Origin of the sequence: Algirhabdus cladophorae (assembly GCF_044772865.1) — a bacterium.
In the GTDB taxonomy this organism is placed as follows: Bacteria; Pseudomonadota; Alphaproteobacteria; order Rhodobacterales; family Rhodobacteraceae; genus Algirhabdus; species Algirhabdus cladophorae.
Map to the genome: position 1 here is coordinate 1283335 of NZ_CP173029.1, position 25720 is coordinate 1309054.

General features: G+C 56.2%; 26 protein-coding genes. 11 read left to right on the forward strand and 15 right to left on the reverse strand.

Annotated elements, in window-relative coordinates; genetic code table 11:
- Positions 1-172 precede the first annotated feature (172 nt).
- On the forward strand, positions 173-424 hold the full coding sequence (locus tag ACIRQ6_RS06220) for an EF-hand domain-containing protein (protein WP_420863268.1): 252 nt from the start codon (positions 173-175) through the stop codon (positions 422-424).
- Positions 425-469: 45 nt separating this feature from the next.
- Here the strand turns inward: ACIRQ6_RS06220 and ilvN are convergent, their stop codons facing one another.
- Complete coding sequence (gene ilvN / locus ACIRQ6_RS06225) at positions 470-1033, reverse strand: acetolactate synthase small subunit (RefSeq protein WP_420863269.1); 564 nt, start codon at positions 1031-1033, stop codon at positions 470-472.
- A 135-nt stretch (positions 1034-1168) separates the two neighbouring features.
- Entirely contained in the window at positions 1169-2920 is a 1752-nt protein-coding gene (locus tag ACIRQ6_RS06230) for an acetolactate synthase 3 large subunit (RefSeq protein WP_420863270.1), read from the reverse strand.
- A 430-nt stretch (positions 2921-3350) separates the two neighbouring features.
- Between ACIRQ6_RS06230 and ACIRQ6_RS06235 the strand changes: the two genes are divergently transcribed.
- Positions 3351-3872 carry a DNA topology modulation protein FlaR gene (locus ACIRQ6_RS06235; RefSeq protein ID WP_420863271.1) on the forward strand — a complete coding sequence of 174 codons (522 nt, stop codon included), beginning with the start codon at positions 3351-3353 and terminating at the stop codon, positions 3870-3872.
- A 12-nt stretch (positions 3873-3884) separates the two neighbouring features.
- On the opposite strand, the gene ACIRQ6_RS06240 is transcribed toward ACIRQ6_RS06235, so the two are convergent.
- Together ACIRQ6_RS06240 and ACIRQ6_RS06245 are read right to left on the reverse strand one after the other, a co-directional pair.
- Positions 3885-4526 carry a response regulator gene (locus tag ACIRQ6_RS06240; RefSeq protein ID WP_420863272.1) on the reverse strand — a complete coding sequence of 214 codons (642 nt, stop codon included), beginning with the start codon at positions 4524-4526 and terminating at the stop codon, positions 3885-3887.
- Positions 4523-5974 carry a cache domain-containing protein gene (locus tag ACIRQ6_RS06245; RefSeq protein WP_420863273.1) on the reverse strand — a complete coding sequence of 484 codons (1452 nt, stop codon included), beginning with the start codon at positions 5972-5974 and terminating at the stop codon, positions 4523-4525. Before ACIRQ6_RS06245 ends, ACIRQ6_RS06240 begins: the two co-directional genes overlap by 4 nt.
- Before the next feature lie 244 nt (positions 5975-6218).
- Between ACIRQ6_RS06245 and ACIRQ6_RS06250 the strand changes: the two genes are divergently transcribed.
- The 4 genes from ACIRQ6_RS06250 to ACIRQ6_RS06265 all read left to right on the forward strand — a co-directional run bounded on the left by ACIRQ6_RS06250 (position 6219) and on the right by ACIRQ6_RS06265 (position 11131).
- Positions 6219-7310 carry a TRAP transporter substrate-binding protein gene (locus ACIRQ6_RS06250; RefSeq protein ID WP_420863274.1) on the forward strand — a complete coding sequence of 364 codons (1092 nt, stop codon included), beginning with the start codon at positions 6219-6221 and terminating at the stop codon, positions 7308-7310.
- Positions 7311-7417: 107 nt separating this feature from the next.
- Positions 7418-8308, forward strand: coding sequence for a TRAP transporter small permease subunit (locus ACIRQ6_RS06255; RefSeq protein ID WP_420863275.1), 891 nt, complete (start codon positions 7418-7420; stop codon positions 8306-8308).
- Between the two features lie 21 nt (positions 8309-8329).
- The gene (locus ACIRQ6_RS06260) at positions 8330-10684 is read left to right on the forward strand and encodes a TRAP transporter large permease (RefSeq protein WP_420863276.1); all 2355 of its coding nucleotides are present in this window, start codon (positions 8330-8332) and stop codon (positions 10682-10684) included.
- A 6-nt stretch (positions 10685-10690) separates the two neighbouring features.
- A complete protein-coding gene (locus tag ACIRQ6_RS06265; RefSeq protein WP_420863277.1) occupies positions 10691-11131 on the forward strand; it encodes a GNAT family N-acetyltransferase in 441 nt (146 codons plus the stop codon).
- On the opposite strand, the gene ACIRQ6_RS06270 is transcribed toward ACIRQ6_RS06265, so the two are convergent.
- From ACIRQ6_RS06270 to ACIRQ6_RS06290, 5 genes are all read right to left on the reverse strand, one after another.
- Positions 11128-11520: a VOC family protein gene (locus ACIRQ6_RS06270; RefSeq protein WP_420863278.1), complete on the reverse strand. Its 393-nt coding sequence runs from the start codon at positions 11518-11520 to the stop codon at positions 11128-11130. The genes ACIRQ6_RS06265 and ACIRQ6_RS06270 overlap by 4 nt on opposite strands.
- A 5-nt stretch (positions 11521-11525) precedes the next feature.
- Complete coding sequence (locus ACIRQ6_RS06275) at positions 11526-12362, reverse strand: arginyltransferase (RefSeq protein WP_420863279.1); 837 nt, start codon at positions 12360-12362, stop codon at positions 11526-11528.
- Between the two features lie 106 nt (positions 12363-12468).
- Entirely contained in the window at positions 12469-12918 is a 450-nt protein-coding gene (locus tag ACIRQ6_RS06280) for an RDD family protein (RefSeq protein WP_420863280.1), read from the reverse strand.
- A 101-nt stretch (positions 12919-13019) separates the two neighbouring features.
- Entirely contained in the window at positions 13020-13457 is a 438-nt protein-coding gene (locus ACIRQ6_RS06285) for a DUF2852 domain-containing protein (RefSeq protein WP_420863281.1), read from the reverse strand.
- Positions 13458-13595: 138 nt separating this feature from the next.
- Complete coding sequence (locus ACIRQ6_RS06290; RefSeq protein ID WP_420863282.1) at positions 13596-14066, reverse strand: YbaK/EbsC family protein; 471 nt, start codon at positions 14064-14066, stop codon at positions 13596-13598.
- Between the two features lie 99 nt (positions 14067-14165).
- Between ACIRQ6_RS06290 and ACIRQ6_RS06295 the strand changes: the two genes are divergently transcribed.
- The gene (locus tag ACIRQ6_RS06295; RefSeq protein WP_420863283.1) at positions 14166-16934 is read left to right on the forward strand and encodes a glutamine-synthetase adenylyltransferase; all 2769 of its coding nucleotides are present in this window, start codon (positions 14166-14168) and stop codon (positions 16932-16934) included.
- A gap of 7 nt (positions 16935-16941) precedes the next feature.
- Positions 16942-17217, forward strand: a complete 276-nt coding sequence (locus ACIRQ6_RS06300; protein ID WP_420863867.1) for a hypothetical protein — start codon at positions 16942-16944, stop codon at positions 17215-17217.
- Positions 17218-17223: 6 nt separating this feature from the next.
- On the opposite strand, the gene eda is transcribed toward ACIRQ6_RS06300, so the two are convergent.
- Entirely contained in the window at positions 17224-17865 is a 642-nt protein-coding gene (gene eda / locus ACIRQ6_RS06305; RefSeq protein ID WP_420863284.1) for a bifunctional 4-hydroxy-2-oxoglutarate aldolase/2-dehydro-3-deoxy-phosphogluconate aldolase, read from the reverse strand.
- 33 nt (positions 17866-17898) lie between these two features.
- Complete coding sequence (gene edd, locus ACIRQ6_RS06310; RefSeq protein WP_420863285.1) at positions 17899-19704, reverse strand: phosphogluconate dehydratase; 1806 nt, start codon at positions 19702-19704, stop codon at positions 17899-17901.
- A gap of 320 nt (positions 19705-20024) precedes the next feature.
- On the opposite strand from edd, the gene ACIRQ6_RS06315 reads away from it, so the two are divergent.
- The 3 genes from ACIRQ6_RS06315 to ACIRQ6_RS06325 are packed head-to-tail and all read left to right on the forward strand — an operon-like array spanning position 20025 to position 22469.
- Positions 20025-20666, forward strand: coding sequence for a DUF6778 family protein (locus ACIRQ6_RS06315; protein ID WP_420863286.1), 642 nt, complete (start codon positions 20025-20027; stop codon positions 20664-20666).
- A gap of 47 nt (positions 20667-20713) precedes the next feature.
- The gene (locus ACIRQ6_RS06320) at positions 20714-21916 is read left to right on the forward strand and encodes an RSP_2647 family RNA methyltransferase (RefSeq protein WP_420863287.1); all 1203 of its coding nucleotides are present in this window, start codon (positions 20714-20716) and stop codon (positions 21914-21916) included.
- Between the two features lies 1 nt (position 21917).
- Positions 21918-22469, forward strand: coding sequence for an RSP_2648 family PIN domain-containing protein (locus tag ACIRQ6_RS06325; protein ID WP_420863288.1), 552 nt, complete (start codon positions 21918-21920; stop codon positions 22467-22469).
- Here the strand turns inward: ACIRQ6_RS06325 and ACIRQ6_RS06330 are convergent.
- The 4 genes from ACIRQ6_RS06330 to ACIRQ6_RS06345 are packed head-to-tail and all read right to left on the reverse strand — an operon-like array spanning position 22458 to position 25720.
- On the reverse strand, positions 22458-23147 hold the full coding sequence (locus ACIRQ6_RS06330) for a M48 family metallopeptidase (protein ID WP_420863289.1): 690 nt from the start codon (positions 23145-23147) through the stop codon (positions 22458-22460). The two genes, ACIRQ6_RS06325 and ACIRQ6_RS06330, sit on opposite strands and share 12 nt — an antisense overlap.
- A 15-nt stretch (positions 23148-23162) precedes the next feature.
- Positions 23163-24314: a M24 family metallopeptidase gene (locus ACIRQ6_RS06335; RefSeq protein WP_420863290.1), complete on the reverse strand. Its 1152-nt coding sequence runs from the start codon at positions 24312-24314 to the stop codon at positions 23163-23165.
- A gap of 45 nt (positions 24315-24359) precedes the next feature.
- A complete protein-coding gene (locus tag ACIRQ6_RS06340) occupies positions 24360-25547 on the reverse strand; it encodes a vWA domain-containing protein (protein ID WP_420863291.1) in 1188 nt (395 codons plus the stop codon).
- Entirely contained in the window at positions 25547-25720 is a 174-nt protein-coding gene (locus tag ACIRQ6_RS06345) for a hypothetical protein (RefSeq protein ID WP_420863292.1), read from the reverse strand. Before ACIRQ6_RS06345 ends, ACIRQ6_RS06340 begins: the two co-directional genes overlap by 1 nt.

The window sequence follows — 25720 nt, forward strand, 5'->3', positions numbered from 1 at the left end:
AAGCGCGAAGGATTGCCGAAAGCGGAGGCTTGCACATCATAAAGGGTGCATTTGGCAAAGCCTCGCGGGTTTTTGGCCTGTGCTGGGTCCGCTCTATCATGGCTGTTTTGGCACTGTCATCTTGAGGGGCGTTCGCACTGATGCGGATGCAACCACACCAATGGAGACTGATATGAAAAAGACACTCACTTTTGCACTGGCGGGTCTGTTTGGCCTGACTGTTCAGGCCCATGCCATGTCGGCCAATGCCGAGATTGATACGGATGGGGACGGAGCCTATTCGATGTCTGAATTACAGGTTGTCTACCCTGATATGTCCGAGACGGTCTTTGCCACAATCGATGCAGATCAAAGCGGTCTGATCGATATGGACGAGATGAAGATGGCCGAAGACGCGGCCCTGCTGCCCACAACGGACGGCTAAACGCCAAAGGATCCCGACGCGATGTCCCCGCGTCGGGATTTAACGCTATTCCGCGCCGCGCGACAGGGCAGCAATCCCTGTTCGGGCCTGTTCGACCAACCCCAAAGGCCGCATCAGCTCCGCAAAGGCGTCGATTTTTTCGGATGTGCCGGTCAGTTCAAACACGAAACTCTCCAGAGTGCTGTCCACCACATTGGCGCGGAAGATGTCGGCCAAACGCAGGGCCTCGACCCGTTTGTCGCCATCACCTGTAACCTTGAACAGGGCCAGTTCGCGTTCGACGGACGGGCCATCAACCGTCAGGTCATGCACCTCGTGGACCGGAACAATCCGTCCAAGTTGTGCACGGATTTGTTCGATGACTTGCGGCGTACCAGTGGTCACAACCGTGATCCGGCTGCGGTGCCCGTCATGGTCGATCTCGGCCACGGTCAGGCTTTCGATGTTATAGCCGCGCCCGGAGAACAGGCCGATCACACGGGCCAAAACACCCGCTTCGTTGTCCACGACCACCGCCAAAGTGTGCTTTTCAACTTCCTCCCCATAGGAGGGTCGTAGATTGTAAGCTGAATGGCTGGACGCGCCTTTTTTGAGTTTTAGAGGTGACATTTTATATCCTTACTGACCCTGAGGGCTAAATTTTCCGCCTCCGGCGGGAGTATTTGGAGAAAAAAGAAAACCGTGAAGCGTCTTGTTTCTTTTTTCCCCTAAATACTCATGCATCATTTGCAAAACGTGCAGACGTTAGACCATCACAGCGCCGTCGGATTTAATGACACCTTGGGTCTGTGCATCGCCCAGCAACATTTCGTTGTGGGCTTTGCCTGAGGGGATCATCGGGAAGCAGTTTTCATGCTTTTCCACCAAGCAATCGAAGATCACCGGGCCGTCATAGGCCAGCATTTCGCGGATGGCTTCGTCCAGATCGTCGGGATCGGAACACAGGATGCCTTTCGCGCCAAAGGCTTCGGCCATCTTGACGAAATCGGGCAGGGCTTCGGACCAGCTTTGAGAATAGCGTTCGCCATGCAGCAGTTCCTGCCACTGACGGACCATGCCGAGGCGTTCGTTGTTGAGGATGAACTGTTTGACGGGCAGGCGGTATTGCACGGCCGTGCTCATTTCTTGCATGTTCATCATCCAACTGGCCTCACCGGCCACGTTGATCACCAGCGCGTCGCGGTGGGCGCATTGCACCCCAACAGAGGCTGGCGTGCCATAGCCCATGGTGCCCAATCCGCCAGAGGTCATCCAGCGGTTTGGATCTTCGAACCCGAGGTATTGCGCGGCCCACATCTGGTGTTGGCCCACTTCGGTGGTGATGTAGCGGTCCATGTCTTTGGTGAGCGCCTCAAGCCGCTGCAAAGCGTATTGTGGGCGGATAACTTTGCCCTCTTGCGGGGCTTTGAGGCAATCGATGGCGCGCCATTCGTTGATCTGGCTCCACCATGTGCGCAGACCGTCTTGATCCGTTCGGCTGCCTTTTGATTTCCAAGCGGCCAGCAGGTCTTCCAATACAGATGTCACATCGCCCAAGATCGGGATATCGACATGCACCACTTTGTTGATCGACGACGGATCAATATCGATATGGGCTTTGATCGAACCGGGACTGAACGCGTCCAAACGTCCGGTGATCCGGTCATCAAAACGTGCGCCGATATTGATCATCAGATCGCAGTCATGCATTGCCATGTTGGCCTCATAAAGCCCGTGCATACCCAACATGCCGAGCCAGTTTTCACCAGACGCCGGATAGCAGCCCAAGCCCATCAAAGTTGACGTGATCGGGAAGTTGGTTTCTGCCACCAACTGGCGCAACAGCTGGCTGGCTTTGTCACCTGAATTGATCACGCCGCCGCCGGAATAGATGATCGGCTTTTTGGCGGTCATCATCGCCTCGGCCAAAGCTTCAATTGCGGAAGCATCGCCTTTGGTCTGGGGCTGGTAGTGGCTCTTGGTTGGGGCAGGGATCTGGTAGGTGCCATTGGCGAACTGCACATCCTTGGGGATGTCTACCAGAACAGGGCCCGGACGGCCGGATGTGGCCACATGGAACGCCTCGTGGATCGTTTCGGCCAGCTTGTCAGTTTCTTTGACCAACCAGTTATGTTTCGTGCAAGGCCGCGTGATGCCAACGGTGTCGGCCTCTTGGAAAGCATCCGAGCCGATCATAAAGGTTGGAACCTGACCAGTGAGCACAATGATTGGGATGCTGTCCATCAGCGCATCTGTCAGGCCGGTCACCGCATTCGTAGCACCGGGGCCGGAGGTTACCAGAACAACACCGGGTTTACCGGTTGAGCGGGCATAGCCTTCGGCAGCATGGGTCGCGCCTTGTTCGTGACGCACCAGAATGTGCTGGATGTCGTTTTGCTGAAAAATCTCGTCATAGATCGGTAGGACCGCGCCACCGGGATATCCAAAGACAGTGTCCACACCCTGATCCTTGAGGGCTTGGACGATCATTTTTGCACCGGTCATTTGACGTGCCATTGTTTTTCTCCACTTATGACGCGTTTCGTTTATCTCTTGCTCACAAAAAAGCCCCCGATTTTGTCGGGGGCGCATGGGAACCTAAATGGTCTACCGTTACCGGCCCATGCTACCCAATTCCCACCACGACTAGAATACGGTTCATCTCAAGGAACTCCTTTGTAAGTTTTGTGAACATATGTCGGGCGATTTGGGGCGTCAACAGGCAAAATGGACTAAAACATGCGCCAGCAGGGGTATTTTTTGTAATTTAATTACGTTTTTGGGTGCTGGAGGCGAATTTTAGTGAATTTGGAGTGTTGCCTTTGGCCCAGTTGAGGTCTTTCCCAAGATATTTGGGCACAGAAAAGGGCGCTGGGTATGGTAGGTGGGTCTAGGCGGGCGCGTTGTATCAGGCTGCTTGCGGGGGCGACTTGTTGCGGAGGCTGCATTGAAAAGGATCGTGATCACTGGGGCCAATGGGTCTGGAAAGAGCCATACTGCTGCGCGTTTTTCCAAAGTGCGGCCGGATGTACCTGTGATTTCGTTTGATGCGATTAAGTTGACGACCGGGTGGCAGCAAAAACCGCGTTCTGAAGTCGAAATGGCGTTGCAGTCGAAGATTTCGCAAGATGCTTGGATTTTAGAAGGGGGTCCTAGTCTGCTGCCACTGGCCATGGAGGCTGCAGATGCCGTGGTTTGGCTGGATCCCCTTGAGGCGGTCCGGACATGGCGACTGATCCAGCGGCCTTGGCGGTTCCGAGGTGAAACGCGACCCGAACTGCCCAAGGACAATGTAGATTGGCCGCTGCAGCAATATCAATTCGCGTGGCGAAGCCTAAAGAAACGACACCAGTTCCGTCATTCGATCACAGAGGCATTGGCGCATTCCGCAGACACGCGGATTTGGCATTGTCGCAGCGCGGAGGATGTTGAAAACGCGGTTAAGGCATGGGGTGGCGAGGGGCGATAGGCTGGCGCCACTTTAAATATCCACTCCTGTCCCTTGCAAAACTCCGTGTTGGAGGGCGTAACGGGTGAGGCCAGCGGTGCTGCTGATGCCCAGTTTGCGTTTGATGTTCTTGCGATGGGTCTCAACGGTACGCACGGATATATCCAGCGTGTTGGCCACTTCTTTGTTCGAGGCGCCTTGGGCCAGTTGCAGCAGGATCGTTTGTTCACGGCTGGTCAACGGCTCGGAACCATCGCTGATCTTTGGCTTGAGCGACCCCTCGGCCCCGGTACACAGGTATTGCCCACCTGCCATGACAGTATCGATTGCCGTCTTAATCTCGTCAGTTGGCACGTCTTTTAGCACATAGCCCTTGGCCCCGTAGGACAGAGCGGTGCTGATATATTCCGGGGTGTCGTGCATCGACAGGATCAGAATGTTGGTTTCCGGCGTCTTTTCCAAAATCAGCTCAATCGCGGCCATGCCACTGAGGCCGGGCATGTTCAAATCCAGCAAGAACACATCCGGAGCGAGGTTATCGGCCTGGTCCACGGCGTCTTGGGCGTTGGACAATACGCCGACCACATTAATGTCGTCATAGGTTTCGAGGATAGATTGGATGCCTTGGGCCACCATGGGGTGATCGTCGACGATGACGATGCGGGTCGGGGTCATGCGGATTCTCTCGTGTCTTTGGGTTTGGTCGTGTTGGATGTTGTGCCGGGGGGCAGCAAGTGGCGCAAAGGCACCTGCGCCTCGATCATTGTGCCGGATTTTGAGGACAAGATACGCAGGGTCCCATCCAATTGGTCGACGCGTTCTTGCATGTTGCGTAGGCCTAAGCCCATGGCGCGCCGCCCCGACGACCCGTTGTTGGGCAGGCCTTGGCCATCGTCGGAAATGCGCAGAGTGGCACCCCGTTTGTGGCCCTTGAGGTCCATCTGAACGCGGCTTGCCTCGGCGTGGCGTTCGATATTGGTCAGGGCCTCTTGCGCAATGCGGTAGAGCGCGATTTTGGCCTCTTGGCCCAGACGATTGCGAAACACAACGGTTTCCAATTCGGTCTTGATGCCAGTGCGTTTTGAAAAATCCTCGGTCAGGGATTGCAGGGCAGGGCCAAGGCCAAGATCATCCAGCACGCCCGGGCGCAAATCGCGGCTGATCCGCCGGACCTCGGAAATCGCACCAGCGAGGCTTTCGATGCCGCTGTCCAAGGTCTCGGACGCCTTTGGATCGCCCGAAGTGAGGCGGCGTTTGGCCAGATCCAGCGCAAACCGGATGCCCACCAGCATTTGGCTGATGCCATCATGCAATTCACGGGCGACGCGACTGCGTTCTTCCTCTTGGGTGTCGAAAATGCGCTGGGTCAGGGCCTTGAGTTTGGTATCAGCCAGCCGTCGCTCGCGAATGTTCAGCACCATCCCCGACAGGAACACGAAAAACAGGGCTGCAAAGGTGACCAAGCCGATTTGGATGAATGTCGTTCGGATGCGTTGTTCCATGTCAGCGCGGGCAAGGGCCACGGTTTCGAGCACGTCATCGATAAACACGCCAGTGCCAAGTGCCCACCGCCAGCTTTGCATGCCGGTAACATAGGTGACCATTTCGGCCTCCTGACCGGTGCTGGGCTTGGGCCACAGGTAGGAATGATAGCCCGCGCCGGTGCGCGCAATCGAGATGATCGTGTCGGTGATCGGCACCCCATTTGGATCTGTCTGACCTGTCCAATTGCGTCCGATCAAGTCGGTTTGGCGAGGCGAGACGATGTTATTGCCATCGTAATCATAGACAAAGTAGAAGCCTTCTTCCCCATAGATCATCGCGGCCAAAATCTGGGTCACCCGCAGTTTTGCGGCCTCATCATCAGGTTGGGCGCGGCCGTAGATCGAAAAAAACGCGTTGCGGGCCAAGGTTACATAGTTCTTCAATTCAACCTTCTTGGCTTCAATCAATTGGGTTTCTAAGGCTTGGATTTCCCGTTCGGCCAGTTGCCGCGATTGGTTGGCCACAATGGCCGAAATCAGTGCAACCGAAACGATCAGCGGGACCGTGGCCAGTAAAAACAGCTTTTGACCATAGGTCAGGCTAATCCACCCAGCGGCTTTGTTCCACAAGCGTCGCATTTGATTCGATTGATGTCCCCAAGGATAGCGTGGGGCCAAGTTTGGTCGCAAAAGGCGGCGGGATTCAAGAAAAAGCCTGATAATATTGCGGTTTAGGGATCAAAATTCCCAAAGCGGGGCCAGAAATACGTAGTACTTGGTATTGCAGAATGCTCTGACCCTTCTAGGTTAACGCACACTTTAACGATCCGTTTGTGCCGTTGTTGGAGAGCATGGCACAGACATTCATTTGGGAGGACCACACATGGATCGTCGCTCTTTTCTAAAAACATCTGCGATGGGCGGTACAGCCGCTGCTGCGACAACTCTGGCGTCGCCAGCTGTTGCTGCGGGTCACGCGCAGACTTTGACAATGGTTACATCTTGGCCCCGCGGTTTTGCGGTTCTGGATGACGCCGCCACATACTTCAACGAAGCGGTTAACGCGATGTCCGGCGGTTCGCTGGTGATCGAAAAGAAAGCTCCCGGCGAGCTGGTTGGCGCATTTGAAGTGTTTGACGCGGTATCTTCCGGTCAGGCCGACATGTATCACTCGGCGGATTATTACTTCTTGGGTCAGCACCCGGGATATGCGTTCTTTACAGCTGTGCCTTTCGGTGCAACTGCGCAAGAATTGACCAACTGGTACTACCACGACGGTGGCCAAGAGCTGCACGATGAGTTGGGTTCGATCTTTGGTCTGAAATCCTTTATGTGCGGTAACTCTGGTTCCCAGTCCGGTGGCTGGTTCCGCAAAGAGATCAACTCGGCTGACGATCTAACAGGCCTGCGGTTCCGCATGCCGGGTCTGGGTGGTCAGGTTCTGGGTAAACTGGGCGTCTCCGTTCAAAACATCCCAGGCGGCGAACTGTACCAAGCTCTGTCTTCCGGCGCTTTGGACGGTCTTGAGTGGGTCGGTCCCTTCGCGGATGAACGTGCAGGCTTCCAAGAAGTTGCGAAATTCTACTACACAGCTGGCTTCCACGAGCCAGGTTCGGGTCTTGCCTGTGGCATGAACTTGGACGTGTGGGAAGGCCTGTCGCCCGAGCACCAAGCGATCATCGACAACGCAACCAAAGCCACAACACACTACCAGTTGAGCCAAACACTGGCCAACAACGGTGCGGCTCTGGCCCGCCTGCAGGCCCAAGGCGTGCAAACATTGCAGTTCTCTGACGATGTATGGGACAGCTTCGGTGCAGCCTCCAAAGAAGTTCTGGACGAAAACATGGGTGACGAACTGTTTGCGAAAATCCGTAACTCGTTTGACGCATCCCTTGCCAAGTCTTCTGACTGGATCCTGAAATCCGACGGTGAATTTGTGGCCCAACGGAACCGCGTTCTGGCCAACGGCTAAGCCGGGCTTGACCTGAAAAATATCGTATCCTCCGTCCCGTCAGGGGCGGGGGATGCATTCAAGAAGCGGCTCCGTTCAGGATCGTGCGTGTCGGGGGACATCAAAAAATGGACGCAATTCTTTGGATCATCCAAAACATTGGTCTGGCATTTTATAACTTTGGTTATGCTGTGACCCATCCCAGCCTTTGGTTGGATTGGTCGGACAAACAGGCGATCATGCGGTTTGTCTATTATGGCGGCTCAATCGAGTTCTTTTTCGTAGTGTTCACAGCCTTTTTGGTCCTGACGCTGGTTGGATTTTTCTATCGTCCCTTGCTGTGGCGCGTGGTGCGTCTGTTTGAAGGGATCGCAAACACAGTTGGCCGCTTTTTTGCTTGGGCTGGCCTGTTTATGGTGATCCAACAGATTGTTATTGTCTTTATGCAGCGGATCTTTCTATCCGCCGAAATTTCGCTCGGCTTTGGTCGGGCCTTCACTTTTGACGTCAGCTGGTGGGGCGAGGAACTGAAGTTCTACAACGCCCTCGTTGTCTGTCTGTGTGCGACTTACACTTTTGTCCAAGGCGGGCATGTCCGGGTTGATCTGGTCTATTCCGCCGTGAGTTTCCGTGCCAAAAAAATCATCGATATGATCGGCTCGCTGATATTTATGATGCCAGCGGCTGTGTTGGTATGGATGTATGGCTGGTACTTCATGTGGCGCCATTTGATCGTGCCAAAGCCCTCGGCCAGTGACAGCCTCGAGCGGCTTTTGGCAAAATCGCGGGCCCTGCGGTGGAACGTGGAAACCATCGGCTTTTCGCCAAACGGCTTTAACGGCTACTTTTTGTTCAAAGTGTTGCTGGTGACATTCACGGCCATGGTGTTTCTACAAGCCATCGCGTTTTTCTACCGCAGCTATCTTGAACTGGTCGAAGGCCCGTTTTCCGAAAACAAAGACCTCGACAAGGATGATCTGGGTGATCCAGATGCCAAACTTGTCGCGGACATTCACTAAGCCCTAAGGAATATTTCAGTCATGTTTTTTGGACTAGATGGCGTCGAAGTCGGCCTAATCATCGTATTCCTTACGCTTTTTGGGGGCATTTTGTCGGGCTTCCCGGTGGCCTTTGCCATTGGTGGTGCGGGGGTTATTTCCTTTGGGATCATCGCGGCCCTCGACAGTGCGGGGATGTTGATCCACCAAGCCATCGATAAAAGCTCGGTCGAATTTGCGGCCCTTCTGGCCGAAGGGGTCAAGGCCGAAACCATATCTGTCTTCCGATACCCTGAACTGCCACGTATGGAGGAACCTGTGTTCCCGCGCGGCTGGGAATTTGCCCTAGACCGTAACGTGTCGTTCATCGTGAACCGCATCAACGAACGTGTGTTGGCGGGCCAGTCTATTGAGACGTTGTTGGCTGTTTTGATGTTTGTGTTGATGGGCATCACGCTGGAACGCTCGAAAATTGCCAATGATTTGCTGACCACTATGGCCCGCGTCTTTGGCCCGCTGCCCGGTGGTTTGGCCGTGGCTGTGGTTGTGGTTGGTGCCTTCTTAGCGGCCTCGACAGGGATCGTGGGCGCAACTGTTGTGACCATGGGGCTGCTCAGCTTGCCCACTATGTTGCGCAACGGCTATTCGCCTGAACTGTCTACAGGGGTGATTGCGGCCTCGGGCACATTGGGCCAGATCATTCCGCCGTCGATTGTGATCGTTCTTTTGGGGACTTTGGCAGGGGATCTTTATTCAGCCGCCCAAGAAAAACGGGCCATTGAGGCTGGTTGTACGGATGCGCTGACGTTCCTCGGGGAGCCTGCTGTAGTGTCCGTAGGCACCTTGTTCCAAGCGGCCTTGTTGCCCGGCGTTATGCTGGCGTTGCTCTATGCGACCTACGCGTTTGGCTATGCGTTGTTTAATCCATCCAAAGCGCCTGCGGTGCAGATGGGCGGCAAAAAGGGTGAGACGATCACCCGTTCCGAAGGGCTGACATGGTTCCTGTTTGCACCGATTGCCCTGATTGTGGCCTTGGTGGTGCTCAACCAAGTGGGCATCGTTGGCAGCCAAAGCGTTGCGGTCGACAGCTTTTCTGAGGCGGGCCAAGGGGCCAGCCTGCGCACAAATGTGTCAGATCTCTGCGCGGCATCGATGATCGAGTTGCACGGTCAGGCGGCATGGGACACAGCCATCGCCGAGGCCAAAGTGATCCAAGACGCAGGCGGCATCGAGCTGTCCCGCGAATTGACCGATGACGAACGCGCCGAAATGCTGGTCCAAAACGTGGCCTCTGCGGCCCCAATCGGCACAGGCGTTTCAATCTTGGTTCTGGCCATGGCGCTGATCCTGACCACGGCCCGTGGGGTCAAGCCCTCGGCCTCGTCTTCGCCTCTGTCACTTGCTGCTATCGGCTTGATTGCGGTGGTCTTGGTGGATCTATTCTTGATCGGTCCACTGACCTCTATGGGGGCCACGTGGCTGTTGCTAGCCTTGCCAATGATACTTGTTCTAACGGGGGTTAAAACCGCCGTGCAACGATTGGCCCAGAATGAATTGCTGCGCGTGGTCTTCCCGCCGCTCGTTTTGATTGTCGCGGTGTTGGGGTCTATCCTTGGCGGGATCACCAACCCAACGCCGGCTGCGGCTTTGGGGGCAGGGGGCGCGATTATGCTGGCCGCCTACCGCAAACTGAAGGATCAAAACAGATCAGGCAGAGTCATCCTACAGGCCTCATTCGCCGTGGTGATCATGTTGCTGGTTGGCGTAAACTTTGACCTGCGGATCGCCCAAGAGGTTGTCCTGCTGGAACAGTGGATCGCCTATATCGTGGCCTATGCTGCGTTTTTGTTTGGCATGTTTGGTTTGTTCTACGGCTGTTGGGTTCTTTATGACGGGGCGGTTCTGACGCCTGTTGTGCGCGAAACGGCCAAGGTGACATCCATGGTGTTTACCATTTTGATCGGCTCGCAATTGTTGAACCTTGTGGTCATCAGTTTTGGCGGGGAGCACTATATCCAAGAATTCCTGCGCAGTTTCGACAGCGAATTCCGCGTCTTCCTGATTGTGATGCTGGTGCTCTTTGTGCTGGGGTTTGTGTTGGATTTCCTCGAGATCATCTACATCGTGATCCCCATCGTCGGGCCTGTGATCTACGGCGGTACGATGGATCCCAAGTGGGTGACGATCATGATCGCGGTGAATTTGCAGACCTCGTTCCTGACACCACCCTTTGGCTTTGCATTGTTCTATCTACGGGGCGTCGCACCTAAGGAAGTCACCACAGGCCACATCTACCGCGGCATCATTCCGTTCGTGCTGATCCAAGTGGCGGGTCTTGCCCTGCTTGCGGCCTTCCCCGGTGTCGTGACGATCATTCCCGATCTGATCGGACGCTAGAGTTAGGTGGATATTCGCAAAGTTGAGGCTACTGACGCCCAAGCCATTGCGGATATCCACAGACGCGCGCGTGCAACAGCAATGCCGTGGTTACCTGTGATGCACAGCGCAGCGGGAGATTTGCAGTATTTTCAAACCAAAGTGCTGCCCACTGAAACTGTTCATGTCGCTTGCGCACCTCAGATCATTGGCTTCATTGCAGCCCATGACGGCTGGGTTAACCACCTCTATCTGGATCCCGCTTGCCTGCGCCAAGGCATCGGCACCCTTTTGCTGGATCTCGTCAAAGCGGATGCAGAGTCTTTGCAACTGTGGACTTTTCAGAAAAATGTCGGGGCACGAGCGTTCTACCAAGCACAGGGCTTTGCTGAGGTCGAACAAACCGATGGACATGACAACGAAGAAAAGACACCGGATGTTAGATTGGAATGGGCACGCAGCCCCTAGGCCTGATTGAGCTGGAGCAAGTCCCATTTGTTGCCAAAAGGGTCCTGCCAGACCACAACGCTGCCGTAGCTTTCATGACGCGGTTCTTCGAGGAACCGGACACCATTGGCTTTCATCGCCGCATAGTCTGCCTCGAAATCATCGGTGCCGAGGAAAAAACCAACGCGTCCGCCAGTTTGATTGCCAATGGCGGCGGCTTGATCTGGACCGTCTGCTTGGGCCAGAAGGATGTTGGTTTGCGCGCCTTTTGGGGCCACAAGAACCCAGCGCTTGGTTTCTGACAGGCAAATGTCGCTGATCAGATCAAAGCCTAACACACCCACATAAAATGCAAGTCCCGCGTCATAGTCGGGCACCACAAGTGTCAAGGCATGTATATGTCGGGCCAAGGGATCTAGCCCTTGGTGGGCATGCTATCGGGCAAGCTGATTTTGGCGACTTGTTCGGCAATAGGGTCAACCGACAGGGGATGCGTTTCGCTGTCGTAGTCGGAAGGGTCTGTCATGTCCTCCCATGCGCCTTGGCGGTAGACCTCAAGACCTTTGAACCGTGCTTTGTAGCCCATCTTACGCGATCCGGGCACCCAATAGCCCAAGTAGACATAGGGTAGGCCTGCCTCGCGGGCTACGGCGATGTGGTCCAGAATGATGTAGGTCCCGATGGAATCATTGGCCAGTTCCGGCTCGAAAAACGAATAGACCATGGACAAGCCGTCATCCAAAACATCCGTCAGACAAACCGCCGCCAAAGTTCCGCGCGGGGCGTCCTGTGTGGGTGGGTCGGAATATTCGATCACGCGGCTGCGGATAGGCGTTTCTTCGACCATTGCGGCAAATTCAAAGATGTCCATATCGGCCATGCCGCCGTCTGCGTGGCGGTGATCAAGATAGCGCCGAAACAGCGCAAACTGGGTTTCTGTGGCCCATGGGCTGATGGCTGCTCGGCTCAGCCGCCCGTTTTTACGCAAAACCCGCTTTTGGGATTTGGTCGGGGCAAAATCGGCCACTCGGATCCGCGCGCTCAGGCAGGCAGAACATTCCGCGCAGGACGGGCGGTACAGCACGTTTTGCGAGCGTCGAAAGCCCTGCTTGCTGAGCTCATTATTGAGGCGTTCGGCGTTTTCACCTTGCAGGGCTGTAAACAGCTTACGTTCCATGCGGCCATCCAAATAAGGGCAGGGCTGTGGCGCAGTTACATAAAACTGCGGAGCAATTGGAAGAGTATGGCGCATAGATTCCCGGTGGTGGTCTTCATGGAGTGTTAAGGAAGATTAGCGTTCTTCTTCTAATCCGCCAACCCCCCCCAAAATAGCGATGCTGATCGGTCTGATCAGCCGCCTAAGCCAAACGGGTTTCAGCGGCTTTGTTCAAGGCAAAAGTGCCTAAAATCATATCTGTAAGGCCTTGTTTGCGTTCTGTGGTCAGCATCAAGACAATCGAGATCACTTGCAACGGCAGCGCGCTGAAGGAAATATAGAAGCCCAGAGAATGCAAAATAGCCAGTGTTAGATCGAATTTCTGGCCCTCTGAGCCGCGCATTTCGATGGCAGCAACACGCATGCCCCATGTGGCCGATCCATTGGCCAGCGTCACCACGCGGTAGGCCATGCCCACCAGCACCATAAGGCCAAGGAACATGAAAAATCCGATGCCAAAGGTCAGCAGGGCCACGCCAAAGCTGAGGGCCACGATTATGGCTGTGTCCAAAACCCACGCCAAAAGGCGCTTCATCGGGACGCTGTCGTAAAATTCAGGTTGTTGGATCGGGTCGGGTCTAAGAATGCTCATAGCGGATATTTAGGAAGCCTTGGGAGAAAAAGGAAGGGGTTGAAAAAAGGGCCGCGCGGTGTGCGCGACCCTTGAGGTTTGTCTTGGGAGGGCTGAGGCAGTTATGCTGCGTCTTTGTCGTCCTTGCCGTCGTGGTCGCCATCATCATTCGCGGCACTGGCACGGTCGTCCATAAACTGGTCGAATTCGGCTTTGTCTTTAGCCTCGCGCAACCGTTCAAGAAAGTTCTCGAAATTGGCTTGCTCGTCTTCCAAGCGGCGCAATGTGTCGGCCTTGTAGGCGTCAAAAGCGCGGTTGCCGGAAGTTTTCGTGGCTGCCTTCACTGTATAGCGTGACGTGTGACCGCGGCTGCGGCAAGAGTTGTTAAACATGCGTTTGCTCCAGATCATGTAGGCCAAAAGGGCAAGGCCCAGCGGCCAGAAGAAAATAAACCCAAGAACCATGGCTGCGATCCAAGCGCCTTTTCCGCGCTCATCAAGCCACATTTCAGCACGGGCGAAAAAGCCAGGTTGAGTGGCGGGTAGGGTGGCGGTGTTCATTCGGGTCTCCTTTATGGTGGGTCCTGCCTAGTGCAGGCTGGGGGGTCATGTGAATGTTTATCTCTTTCACATTACACCATATGGGATTTACATCTGTTCAATCAAGGAAAAATGTTAAACTAATTTACATTTGTTAAATTACGACGTGAAATCAACGGGCTGGCAGGTGGAGATTTCTTGTAATTCCCGCGGGGTGATCGCAAAAATATGCCGTGGCGTGCCCGCTGCAGCATAGACTTGGGCAAATTCCAGCAATTTTGGGTCTAAAAATCCGCGACTGGGGGTCAAATGCCCGATTGGGGCCACGCCGCCGATAGCAAATCCGGTTTTGGCGCGAATGGTGGCGGCGTCTGCTTTGCCCAAATCCTCGCCCGCGATCTGTTTGGCCTTTGCCACGTCCACTTGATTGCCGCCTGCTGTCACAAACAAATAGATCGCACCGCTTTGCGTCCCTTGAAAGATAATGGACTTCGCGATCTGGTCCACACCGCAACCCGCAGCGTCTGCGGCTTGCTGGGCCGTGCGGGTCTCGGGGCCAAGTTCCAGCACCTCAATTTTCAGGCCTGCATCGTCCAAAACACGCTGAACGCGCTTTAAGCTTTTGCTCATTGGGGGATCCCTAATTATTGCCGCGTCAGTTTAGCCAGCCCCAGCTCGGGTTCCAACCCAGTGTTTGAGTTTCCGTCAAACTCAGGTCACAGTGACGCTATGGGCCCGTTCAGCGATCCTCCTATTTTGCCGAATGCGACGGACACAGTCCGTGGCACGGATGTGGCTGGCCTAAGCGGGCATTCGGATGCGAAATGGCAGGCGCTGCTGCGCGGTGTTGCAGGCTGCAGCCCGTATTTGGCTGGTGTGATGCGCCAAAACATGGGGTGGCTGGATGAAAATGCCCATGCGCCTGAGGCGGCGCTGCGGACCATTAATAATGCATTGCGCTCTGGCGCAGCAACGGGTGTTGATCTGCGCCAAGCCAAGGCGCGCACAGCGTTGATCACCGGTCTGGCTGAAATCAGCGGCGCATGGCCACTGCATCAGTGTACCCAAGCCTTGTCGGATTTCGCCGATGTGGCGGTTGATGCGGCCCTGCGGGCGGCGCTGGATCAACCAAGGCTAAAACGCAAACTGCCGACGCCGCGTCGTGACGTGGATTTTGCGGGCTTGACGGTTTTGTCTATGGGCAAGGGTGGTGCGGGCGAGCTGAATTATAGTTCGGATATTGATTTGATCTGCCTCTTTGATGATACGGCCTATGCGGACGCTGATGTGGGCGAGGCGCGCGCGGGATTGATCAAAGTGGTTCAAACTGCCATGGCGCTGTTGTCGGATGTGACCGAGCATGGATATGTGTTTCGCACGGATCTGCGGTTGCGGCCTGACCCGTCCGTGACACCAGTGTGTCTAAGTATCTCCGCCGCTGAACGCTATTATGAAGCTCTGGGGCGCACATGGGAGAGGGCGGCCTTCATCAAAGCCCGCGCGGCGGCTGGCAATCTTGAGGCCGGGCGGGTATTTTTGCGCGAACTGACGCCGTTCATTTGGCGCAAGCACCTTGATTTTGCAGCGATCCAGGATGCCCATGAGTTGCGGTTGAAAATCCGCGATGCCAAGGGCCTTGGTGGGCCTATCACTCTGCCAGGACATAATATGAAACTAGGGCGCGGTGGGATCCGCGAGATCGAGTTTTTCACTCAGACACGGCAATTGATTGCGGGGGGGCGTGATCCTGAACTGCGGTTGCGGGGCACCTGCGATGGATTGGCGGCCTTGGCGCAAAAAGGCTGGATCGGACAGGATGTGGCCGCCGAATTGACCGAGCATTACGTTTTTCACCGCACGATTGAACACCGGTTGCAAATGATCAATGACGCCCAGACCCATAGCCTGCCCACGACGCCCGAAGGGTTTTTGCGGCTTGCAGACTTTCTGGGGCGTGATGTGCAGGGGCTGGAGGCAGAATTGCGCAGTCGCCTTGAGGCCGTGCACCGCCTGACCGAAGATTTCTTTGCCCCCGATACCCCGGTTGCGCAGGCCAGTGCTGGCTTTGGTGCAGATGTCGTGGCCAATTGGCATGCCTATCCAGCATTCCGGTCCGATCGTGCCAGCCAAATTTTTGACCGCTTGCAACCGCAGATCTTAAATGGCTTGCAACAAAGCAGTGATCCTGAAGGTGCGTTGCGGCATTTTGATATGTTTTTGGCAGGTTTACCTGCCGGAGTTCAACTGTTTTCCTTGTTCCAAGCCAACCCACATCTGATCGATTTGATTGTGGATATTTGTGCCATTTCACCCAACTTGGCGGAATATCTGTCACGCAATTCCAGGGTTTTAGATGCGGTTCTTGGGGGCGATTTCTTTGATCCATGGCCGCTGCAGGCGGATTTGATGGGGCAGCTGAAAACTGCGCTGGATCATGAACAGGATTATGAAGCGGTGCTGGACCGGGCGCGTGGCTGGCTTAAGGAACGCTCGTTTCGTGTGGGCGTGCACCATTTGCGCGGCTTGATCGATGCCGCAACGGCAGCGCGGCAATATTCTGATCTGGCCGATGTGATCGTTGCGGGTATCGCGCCCCATGTGACTGCCCAGTTTGCGCAAAAACACGGTGCCCCGCCGGGCAAGGGCGTTGCTGTTCTGGCCATGGGATCGCTGGGTGCGCGAGCGCTAAATGTGGCATCGGATCTGGATTTGATCACGATTTATGATGCTCAGGGCGTGGAGGCTTCGCAAGGGCCACGACCGTTGGACACGCGCAGCTATTATGCGCGCTGGACGCAGGCCCTAGTGACGGCCCTGTCGGCCCCGATGGCGCAGGGGCGGCTTTATGAGGTCGACATGCGCTTGCGCCCCTCGGGCAAGCAGGGACCTGTCGCCACTTCGCTGGGCGGGTTTGAGGCGTATCATTTGAACGAGGCTTGGACGTGGGAACATTTGGCCCTGACCCGGGCGCGGGTTATTGCGGGGCCTGCATCCCTTGCGGCGGATATTGAGGCCGTGCGCTGTGTGGTCTTGGATCAGGATCGCGACAGGTCAGCCACGCTTGCGGATGTTCGCGATATGACGGCGCGTTTGGATGCAGCCAAGCCCGAGCAGGGGCTGTGGGACATCAAAGCAGGCGCTGGCGGGTTGCAACAAATGGAGCTGGTGGCCCAGACCATGGCCGTGCTGTCAGGCAGTGATGCCTGCGATTTTAGGCAACAAATTCAATCTGGTGTCGCAATTGGGATGTTGAAAGACGCTCAGAGTGCTGCGCTTTGGTCGATCTACCGGTTCTTTTGGGCGTTACAGGCCACAGGTCGCTTGATCCGCAACGGGGTCAGTGAAGGGCCGACAAATTTTGACGAATTGGGCAAAAGTGGGCAGGCTGTGATGTTACGCGAAACAGACCAAGCGGATGGGGCGGCCTTACGGGCGGCTGTGGTGAACGCAAAAGCCAAAGCGGCGGCCCTGTGTGCTGCGGTGATGTCCAATGGCTGAAGCTGCACTGACCCTGAAAGAGGCGGACCCGAAGGGATTGATCCGCGAAAGCTACCGGATCGAAGGGATCACTGCGGGAGAATGTCGATCAATCTTTTTGGATTGGGCGATCAATATGAAGCCCAGCGATGATCCGGCGGCCCATATTCACGTGGTTTTGGATCATTACGGCGCTGCGGCCCCAGATCACCCCATGAGCCAAGTATTGCGCGACGGATTGCGTCCCAAACCTGCCGCGAAACGGCGCGGCGGACGCGCGGCCCGCCTGTCGCGCGACAGCTAGGACGATCTAGCGCGACAGTTGCGCGGCTTCGCGGGCCAATGCTTCGATCTGATCCCATGCCTTGGCTTTTACCAGATCCTTGGGGGCAACCCAGCTGCCGCCCACGCACAGCGTGTTGTCCAGTGCCAAGTAGTCGGGTGCGGTGGCCAATGAAATGCCGCCTGTCGGGCAAAAACTGATCTGCGGCAGGGGCGCGCCAATGGCCTTGAGGGCCGGGGCGCCGCCAGATGTTGCCGCTGGAAAGAATTTCTGCGTGGTATAGCCACGTTCCATCAAACGCATTGCTTCCGTTGCCGAGGCAGCCCCGGGCAACAAAGGCAGATCGGCGTCTTCGCAGGCGGTCAACAACATGTCCGTGGCCCCGGGCGAGACGCCAAATTGCGCGCCCGCCTCTACGGCTGCGGCCACGTCAGCGGAATTGAGCAGCGTGCCTGCGCCCACGATGCCACCTTCGACTTTGGCCATTTCAGCGATCGCCTCGAGGGCGACCTCAGTGCGCAACGTCACCTCCAAAGCAGGCAATCCACCTGCCACCAATGCCTCAGCCAAGGGGCGGGCGTCAGCCACATCATCAATCACCAGAACAGGCACAACAGGGGCCATCAGGCAAATGTCGCGGGCTTTTTGAGTGGCGGAAAGGGGGGTCATAGAGGCGTCCTTTATTGGGTCTTCATTTGGTTTTTAGACGACGACACCTGCGCCGCTGTCCGAAGGTCCAGCGTTGCGCCGAAACACGTCGAACAACTCGCGACCGATACCAAAGGCATTGGCACTCAGATCGGGCTGTTGGGCCGTTCGCGTGGCAAGGTCTACACCCTCGACGGCCAATGTTCCATGGGTGGCGTCGACGCAAATCATGTCGCCATCTTGGATGCGGGCGATAGGGCCGCCGTGCAGGGCCTCGGGGGCTACATGGATGGCCGAGGGCACTTTGCCTGATGCACCAGACATCCGGCCATCTGTGACCAGCGCGATTTTGAGGCCGCGATCCTGCAGCACAGCCAGCACTGGCGTCAAGCCGTGTAGCTCGGGCATCCCGTTGGCGGCAGGGCCTTGAAAGCGGACCACAATCACAGTGTCTTGGGTAAACTCGCCTGCCTGAAACGCTGCTTTGACAGCGTCTTGGGTCTGAAACACGCGGGCGGGGGCTTTGACGATGTGGCGGGACGGATCAACAGCGGAGACTTTCATCACGCCTTGCCCAAGGTTACCTGCAAGGCGTTTCAGCCCGCCTGTGGGCTTCACCGGATCAGACACGGGGCGCAAAATTTTGTCGTTCAGGCTGTTTGTGGGTCCATCGACCCATTCCAGAGTGCCATCGATCAGCTTGGGCTCGCGACGATATTGGTTCAGATCGTCGCCCATAACGGTGGTGACATCCGCATGCAGCAGGCCATGATCCAAAAGTTGACCGATCATAAAGCCCAGCCCGCCTGCGGCGTGGAAATGGTTCACATCGGCCAACCCGTTTGGATAGACCTTGGCCATCAGCGGCACAGCCTCTGACAGGTCGGAAAAGTCCTGCATTTCTAGATGAATACCGGCCGCACGGGCCATAGCAGGCAAGTGCAGGATCAAATTGGTCGAACCGCCTGTGGCCATCAGACCGACCATGCCGTTCACAAAAGCCTTTTCATCCAACACGTGACCTGCGGGGCGATAATCCTCGCCTAGCGCTGTAATCTGAGCCGCGCGCGTTGTTGCGAAATCGGTCAGCGCCTGACGTAGATCGGTGTGCGGGTTGACAAAACTGGTGCCGGGCAGGTGCAGGCCCATAAATTCCATCAGCATTTGGTTGGAATTGGCTGTGCCATAAAAGGTGCAGGTGCCGGGGCCGTGATAGCTGTCCATTTCGGCCTTCATCAAGGCGGGGCGATCAATTTGGCCCGTGGCAAACTGCTGCCGGATCTTGGCTTTCTCGTCATTTGGCAGACCCGAGATCATCGGACCCGCAGGGACAAAGATCGCGGGGATGTGGCTGAATGTGGCTGCCGCTATCACTAGACCCGGGACAATTTTGTCGCACACACCGAGGTGAATGGCTGCGTCAAACGTGTTGTGCGACAGGGCAACGCCTGCAGCCAAGGCGATCACATCGCGTGAGAACAGCGACAATTCCATGCCAACTTGGCCCTGCGTGACCCCGTCACACATGGCAGGCACGCCGCCTGCGACTTGGGCTGTGGCCCCAGCTTTGCGCGCAGCAGCTTTGATCTGGTCGGGGTAGGTGGCAAAGGGTTGATGCGCCGACAACATGTCATTGTAGGCCGTTACAATTCCAATGTTAGGTGTTTTTTCGGCGACCAAGGCCGGTTTGTCCTGTCCCATTGCTGCATAAGCGTGGGCTTGGTTGCCGCAAGTAAGATGTGCGCGCTTGGGTCCGTCATCTGCGGCCTTGGCGAGCCGTTCGAGATAAAGATCACGAGACGGTTTGCTGCGTTCGATGATCCGTTGGGTCACTTGTGCAATCGTGGCATGCGGGGTCATAGGGGTCTCACATCGGGGTCGGGACTATTGGTTAGGGCGCGTGTAACAGTTAGCGCTAACACAGTCTAGCACCCATACAGGCCTGCGTCAGATTGCGCACAGATTTGTGCCGTTTCGCCTGACGCGCTGCCAAGGTTTCGCCGCATTTGGCCTGATTTTGTGGTGAATTGCCGCCGTATTCCGCCCGGAATGATTAAAATTCCCTTAAAAGGCGAAAGAAATTCCACATTTTAGCCCCAATGCAGGTTCAGGTTGCAATCCAAAGGCTTCGGGCAGTGAAGCTATGCAACCAAAGGGCAAAAAGCTCGTGGAGGACAGTGATGAAACCGATAAAGACGATACTTTTGGGTGCCGGATTGTTGATGCTGACGGCCTGTGGTGCGATTGAGACCACCACACGGAACGCGCCAACCCCATCTGGGCTGAACACACTACAATCGACACCAGCGCCCAAGGCGACGTCCTACAAAGTAGTCGACTACACGTTGCGTGTGCCGGCCACCCTCAGCGTGAGCGAAGCCAACACATATTACCCCGTCGCCGACATCGTCTGGCGCGGTGACCCCATGGGTGACCGTCATTTGCAAGTGGCACGGATGTTCCAAACCTCGCTTGAGACGGCTATGCCCAGCATGAAGGGCACGCAGGATGTGAAGCTGACCATCGAATTGGTGCGCTTTCATTCCCTGACCGAACGCGCGCGCTACACAGTGGGCGGTGTGCACAACATGGTGTGGAACATGGAGATCCGTGACGCCGCAACCGGGGTTGTCTTGCAGCCCATGCAGCGGGTTGAGACCAACTTGCCAGCTTTGGGCGGTGCTGCAGCCATTGCGGCTGATACGCGGGGTAACACACAAAAGCGCCGGGTTCTTGAACACCTGACCCAGCATTTTGCCCGCGATTTCGGTGCGATCCCGCAGCGGACCCTGGCCGAGACTGTGGAAATCAGCCGCCGTTAAGCGCAAAGGGGCTGTTCGCCCAATTCGAAAAGACTTAAGGCAGGGGCATGACACATGCCCCTTTGCCCGTTGTTCGCTTGAAACCTAAAACTGACGCCCGCCGTTTGCGCTTTGGCCATCCGTGGGTCTACGACAATGAACTTGTCACCGATCGGCGCACCAAGGCGATCGCGCCAGGCAGTTTGGCCGTTGTCGAAGATGCCGGACGTCAAGTGATTGGTCTTGCGGCAATCAATCCCAATTCCAAACTCTTTGCGCGGCTGCTGGACCCCAATCCTGAAACGGTGATCGATCAGGCGTGGTTTGCGGCGAAATTGACCACGGCTTTGGCCCATCGTGATCGGATGTTCGCCGAGCCGTTTTATAGGCTTATCCACGCCGAGGCCGATGGCCTGCCGGGCGTTATCATAGACCGGTTTGGGGACACGATTGTCATTCAACCCAACGCCGCTTGGGCAGACACGCGCGTGGATGAACTGGCTGCGGCTGTGGTTGATGTGACCAAGGTGTCCAACGTTTTAAAGAACGCCGCAGGACGCGCACGATCCCTTGAAGGGTTGGATGACGAAAGTGCGGTTCTGCACGGGGCGGCGCCAACGGGACCTGTGCCGGTGCCGATGAACGGGGCTGTCTATATGGCGGATCTGACGGGTGGTCAAAAAACCGGTCTGTTTTTTGATCAACGTCCCAATCAGGCGTTTTTGCAGTCCATCAGCAAGGATGCCCGAGTGTTGGATGTCTTTTCCCATGTGGGGGGCTTTGGTCTGGCGGCTCTGGCTGCAGGGGCTGACAGCGCTATTGCTGTGGATGGCTCTGAAGCGGCGCTGGATCTGGCGACCCAAGGGGCAGCAGCGATGGGAAAAGATGGGCAATTTAGCACACAGAAGGGCGATGCATTTGATGTGATGGCACAACTGACCACAGATGCCGCCACATTCGACGTGGTCATCTGCGATCCGCCTGCCTTTGCCCCCTCACGCAAATCCCTTGAGGCAGGGCTGCGGGCTTATGAAAAAACGGCGAAAATGGCCAGTGCGTTGGCCGCACCCCAAGGCTATTTGGTGCTGTGTTCGTGCAGCCACGCCGCCGAGTTGTCCAAGTTTCAGGCCGCCTGCACACGCGGCATTGGACGGGCAGGGCGGCAGGCGCAATTGATCCACACGGGCTATGCAGGTGCGGATCACCCATTGATGCCCGCCCTTGCCGAAAGTGGCTACCTCAAGGCGTTGTTTTTCAGGATGCTCGACTGATATGCGCGCGCTTTTGGATGCTTGTGTTTTGTATCCAACGGTGATGCGCGAGCTGTTGATTGAAGCGGCGCGGGCAGGGCTTTACGAACCCTGCTGGTCCGAACGGATTGTTGAAGAATGGGCTCGGGCTGCCGCCAAACACGGGGTTGATGGCGAAATGGCCGCGCGGTCCGAGATCACGCTGTTGAACGTCGCCTTTCCCCGCGCACAGTACCGCCCGTCCGAGGATTTGATCAGGCGATTGTGGTTACCTGATCCCAATGACACCCATGTGTTGGCCGCTGCCATCGTCAGTTCAGCGGATACGATCATCACCATGAACGCCAAGGATTTTCCGCGCAATATCTTGGCCGAAGAGGGCCTCAAACGCGACGATCCAGACTATTTTTTGTTGCAATTGGCCTTGGCCCAGCCGGCGCTGATGCAGTCCGTGGTCGCAGGCGTCAAAACGACCGCAGATCGTCTGTCGGGATCCGTTTGGGATCAGCGGGCGTTGCTGAAAAAGGCGCGATTGCCACGCTTGGCCAAGCATTTGGCAACTTCAGGCGCCTGAGACTTTCCATTTGATTTCGTTGGCTTCAATTGCCTTGATCCGCTCGGGCGTCTTGGGATGGCTGAGCAGCCATGCGGGGCTGGCCCCTTTGGCGCCTGTGAGGTGCTCGAGCTTTTCAAACAGGCTCTTTTGTGGCGCGGTGCCAATGCCTGCCTTGACCAAAAGGGCGCTGGCGTAGGCGTCAGCCTCGTATTCATCGCGGCGCGACAGGCGGGCCGCCAACAGGCTGGTCAAGATGTTGGCGATGAAAACACCAATTCCCGGGATGAAGCGGTTAAGGATCATGGCCAGTGTCGTGCGTAACGCGTTTTGACCCGAAAAATCGATCATCCGGCGGCGGGCATGGCCCAGGGCCACATGGCCCAATTCATGGGCGATCACAGTGGCCATTTCTTCCGCAGTCACTTCGCCCGAGCGGTATTTGTTGTAAAATCCACGGGTGATAAAAATGCGGCCATCTGGTGCGGCCAGTCCGTTGACCGGATCGATCTCGTAAATGTGGACTTTGATCCGAGGCAGATCCAAAGCGGCAGCCATATCATCGCAGAGAATTTTCAGGCCACGATCCGCCAGCTCTGTGGATTGCTCATCCAACGCCTTTTGCGTGCGCCACACGGAAAAGCGGTACATCACAAGGCCGTATAACACGGCCAGCAGAATAGGGGTCAGTTTGAACATAGTCTTGATATGGGGCTATCTGACGATCAAATCCAGTGGATGGCGCGATAAACGTTCCACGCCGGTTTCCGTCACCAAAACCGAATGCCCCAGACACATGGCGGCACCGGCTGCGTCATCCATGGCGATCATGTGCAAAAAGAACACTTGGCCTGCTTGCATAGGCAGGGGGTTGCCCTCGTAAAACATGGGAAAATCCACCCAGATCGGGTTGTAGATCGCGCCCATTCCATAACCACAGGCCTTGAGCCGCGCGTCGTGCAAACCTGCGGCATCAAAGGTCTTGGCATAGGCGGCAAAAACGTTCGACATAGGGGCCTGTGGTTTAATTTCTGCCTCGCAGGCCTGCATCGCCTCGGCGGCCACGTCTTGCAGTTTTAACTGGTGCGGGGTCGGTGTTCCGATCACCATCGTGCGCATCATGGCGGCGTGATAGCGGGCATAGGCGCCAGACCATTCCACAGTCAATTGATCGGTCGGATCCAGTGTTCTACGGCCAGAATAATACCTGCACAGCAGTGCGTAATCCCCTGATCCCAATACAAATTCATTTCCCGCATAATCACCGCCACCTTTGAACACAGCCCCTTGCATAGCCGCGAGGATATCGCCTTCAAATGCCCCTGCGTGCGTGGCTGTGATGCCTGCATCCAGCGCATCATCCGACAAGGCTGCCGCACGCCGGTGCATAGCAATCTCGGCTTTCGATTTGAGCCTGCGACAGCTGCGAATAATCCCTGAGGCCTCGACCAGAGGCTGATCCAACACAGCCCGCAACATTTGCCCATTGGCATCGGTCAGACCTGCTGTGTCCCCCTCAAACCCCAGTTTTTTGCCCAGCAAACCGCGCCGCGCCAACAAAGCCTTGAGATCCTGTGCAGGTCGCATGCCCTCCACATCCTGCCAGATATGAATGTGGTCGTCCGACAGGGTCGACGTCAGCTGCGCCTGTCGCAAATCCGGCGTGCGAGTGACCAGATCCAACTGCCCATCGGCACCCAAAACCAAACATTGGAACATGGCAAATCCAAAGGTGTCGTAGCCACAAATCCAATACTGGCTTTCGGGGGCAAACATCAGCAAGGCATCCAGACCCGCGTCATTCACTGCCCGAGTGGCCTGTTCCAAACGCGCCGCGTATTCTGTTTGATCAAAATGCAATGGCATCGCCCGGTGATCCCCTTTCGTTTCTTTTTTCCCTAAATACTCATATCAGGTCGTAAGCAACTTCATCCCACGGCTGATCCCCTCAAGGGTCATTGGCACCATGCGGTCGGCACCAAAGATCTGCTGGATCATCGAGATCGACTGGGTGTAGGCCCAATAACGCTGGTCCAGCGGATTGATCCACAGATGATTGGCCCATTGGTCGCGGGCACGTTCCAGCCACACTTGCCCAGCCTCGGCATTCCAATGTTCATTGGCACCGCCGGGGTAGGCGACCTCGTAAGGCGACATGCTGGCGTCACCGACAAAGATGCATTTGTAATCTTTGCCGTAGGTGCGCAGCACCTCCCATGTGGGGGTCTGGGCATCCCAACGGCGGCGATTGTCGCGCCACACGCCTTCATAAAGGCAGTTATGAAAGTAAAAATGTTCAAGGTGTTTGAACTCGGCCTTGGAGGCTGAAAACAGCTCTTCCACCACTTTGATATGGGGATCCATCGATCCACCAATGTCCAAGAACAACAGCACTTTGACCGCATTGCGCCGTTCAGGGCGGGTTTTGACATCGAGATAGCCGTTCTCGGCAGTCGCGCGAATGGTGCCGCCCAAGTCCAGCTCGTCGGTGGCCCCATCACGGGCCCAGCGGCGTAGACGTTTCAAGGCCACTTTGATGTTGCGCGTGCCCAACTCGACCGTGTCATCGAGATTGCGAAACTCGCGCTTGTCCCAGACCTTGACGGCACGCTGGTGGCGGCTGCCCTCTTGGCCAATGCGCACGCCCTCGGGGTTATAACCATAGGCGCCAAAGGGCGACGTGCCTGCCGTGCCAATCCACTTGCTGCCGCCTTGATGGCGCTTTTGTTGTTCTTTCAGGCGCTCTTTGAGGGTCTCCATCAGCTTGTCAAAGCCCCCCAAGGCGTCAATCTCGGCTTTTTCCTCGGGGCTGAGGTGCTTTTCGGCCATCTTTTCCAGCCAGTCGGCTGGGATATCCACGGCCTCCAGCATTTCTTCAGATGTGATTTGTTCCAACCCATCAAAGCTGGCGGCAAAAGCGCGATCAAACTTGTCGATGTTGCGCTCGTCTTTGACCATACTGATGCGCGCCAAATAGTAGAATTGTTCCACATCATACAGCGCCAGTCCGGCCTTTAACCCCTCAAGAAATGACAGAAATTCGCGCAACGAAACAGGCACGCCTGCTTTGCGCAAATTGTCAAAAAAGGGGAGGAACATTAGCGCGCCACGATAACAACCGTCAAAACGGTCAGGATAAAGCCAAGGATCCCAAAGACCCCGAAAGAATGCAACATATCTTTGCGGTTGCCGCCTTTGACCTTGGCCCAAATCGCGCCAATGGCCCCTCCAAGAAGGGCCCCCAATAGCATCAGGGTCGGAAAGGAAATCAT

Coding starts and splice junctions, on each gene's coding strand:
- ACIRQ6_RS06345 (WP_420863292.1), bottom strand. CDS start 25,720: ATGATTTCCTTTCCGACCCTGATGCTATTGGGGGCCCTTCTTGGAGGG.
- ACIRQ6_RS06315 (WP_420863286.1), top strand. CDS start 20,025: ATGAAACCGATAAAGACGATACTTTTGGGTGCCGGATTGTTGATGCTG.
- eda (WP_420863284.1), bottom strand. CDS start 17,865: ATGACCCCCCTTTCCGCCACTCAAAAAGCCCGCGACATTTGCCTGATG.
- edd (WP_420863285.1), bottom strand. CDS start 19,704: ATGACCCCGCATGCCACGATTGCACAAGTGACCCAACGGATCATCGAA.
- ACIRQ6_RS06335 (WP_420863290.1), bottom strand. CDS start 24,314: ATGCCATTGCATTTTGATCAAACAGAATACGCGGCGCGTTTGGAACAG.
- ACIRQ6_RS06340 (WP_420863291.1), bottom strand. CDS start 25,547: ATGTTCCTCCCCTTTTTTGACAATTTGCGCAAAGCAGGCGTGCCTGTT.
- ACIRQ6_RS06220 (WP_420863268.1), top strand. CDS start 173: ATGAAAAAGACACTCACTTTTGCACTGGCGGGTCTGTTTGGCCTGACT.
- ilvN (WP_420863269.1), bottom strand. CDS start 1,033: ATGTCACCTCTAAAACTCAAAAAAGGCGCGTCCAGCCATTCAGCTTAC.
- ACIRQ6_RS06290 (WP_420863282.1), bottom strand. CDS start 14,066: ATGAGCAAAAGCTTAAAGCGCGTTCAGCGTGTTTTGGACGATGCAGGC.
- ACIRQ6_RS06280 (WP_420863280.1), bottom strand. CDS start 12,918: ATGAGCATTCTTAGACCCGACCCGATCCAACAACCTGAATTTTACGAC.
- ACIRQ6_RS06295 (WP_420863283.1), top strand. CDS start 14,166: ATGGGCCCGTTCAGCGATCCTCCTATTTTGCCGAATGCGACGGACACA.
- ACIRQ6_RS06320 (WP_420863287.1), top strand. CDS start 20,714: ATGACACATGCCCCTTTGCCCGTTGTTCGCTTGAAACCTAAAACTGAC.
- ACIRQ6_RS06330 (WP_420863289.1), bottom strand. CDS start 23,147: ATGTTCAAACTGACCCCTATTCTGCTGGCCGTGTTATACGGCCTTGTG.
- ACIRQ6_RS06245 (WP_420863273.1), bottom strand. CDS start 5,974: ATGCGACGCTTGTGGAACAAAGCCGCTGGGTGGATTAGCCTGACCTAT.
- ACIRQ6_RS06275 (WP_420863279.1), bottom strand. CDS start 12,362: ATGCGCCATACTCTTCCAATTGCTCCGCAGTTTTATGTAACTGCGCCA.
- ACIRQ6_RS06255 (WP_420863275.1), top strand. CDS start 7,418: ATGGACGCAATTCTTTGGATCATCCAAAACATTGGTCTGGCATTTTAT.
- ACIRQ6_RS06250 (WP_420863274.1), top strand. CDS start 6,219: ATGGATCGTCGCTCTTTTCTAAAAACATCTGCGATGGGCGGTACAGCC.
- ACIRQ6_RS06325 (WP_420863288.1), top strand. CDS start 21,918: ATGCGCGCGCTTTTGGATGCTTGTGTTTTGTATCCAACGGTGATGCGC.
- ACIRQ6_RS06285 (WP_420863281.1), bottom strand. CDS start 13,457: ATGAACACCGCCACCCTACCCGCCACTCAACCTGGCTTTTTCGCCCGT.
- ACIRQ6_RS06230 (WP_420863270.1), bottom strand. CDS start 2,920: ATGGCACGTCAAATGACCGGTGCAAAAATGATCGTCCAAGCCCTCAAG.
- ACIRQ6_RS06260 (WP_420863276.1), top strand. CDS start 8,330: ATGTTTTTTGGACTAGATGGCGTCGAAGTCGGCCTAATCATCGTATTC.
- ACIRQ6_RS06240 (WP_420863272.1), bottom strand. CDS start 4,526: ATGACCCCGACCCGCATCGTCATCGTCGACGATCACCCCATGGTGGCC.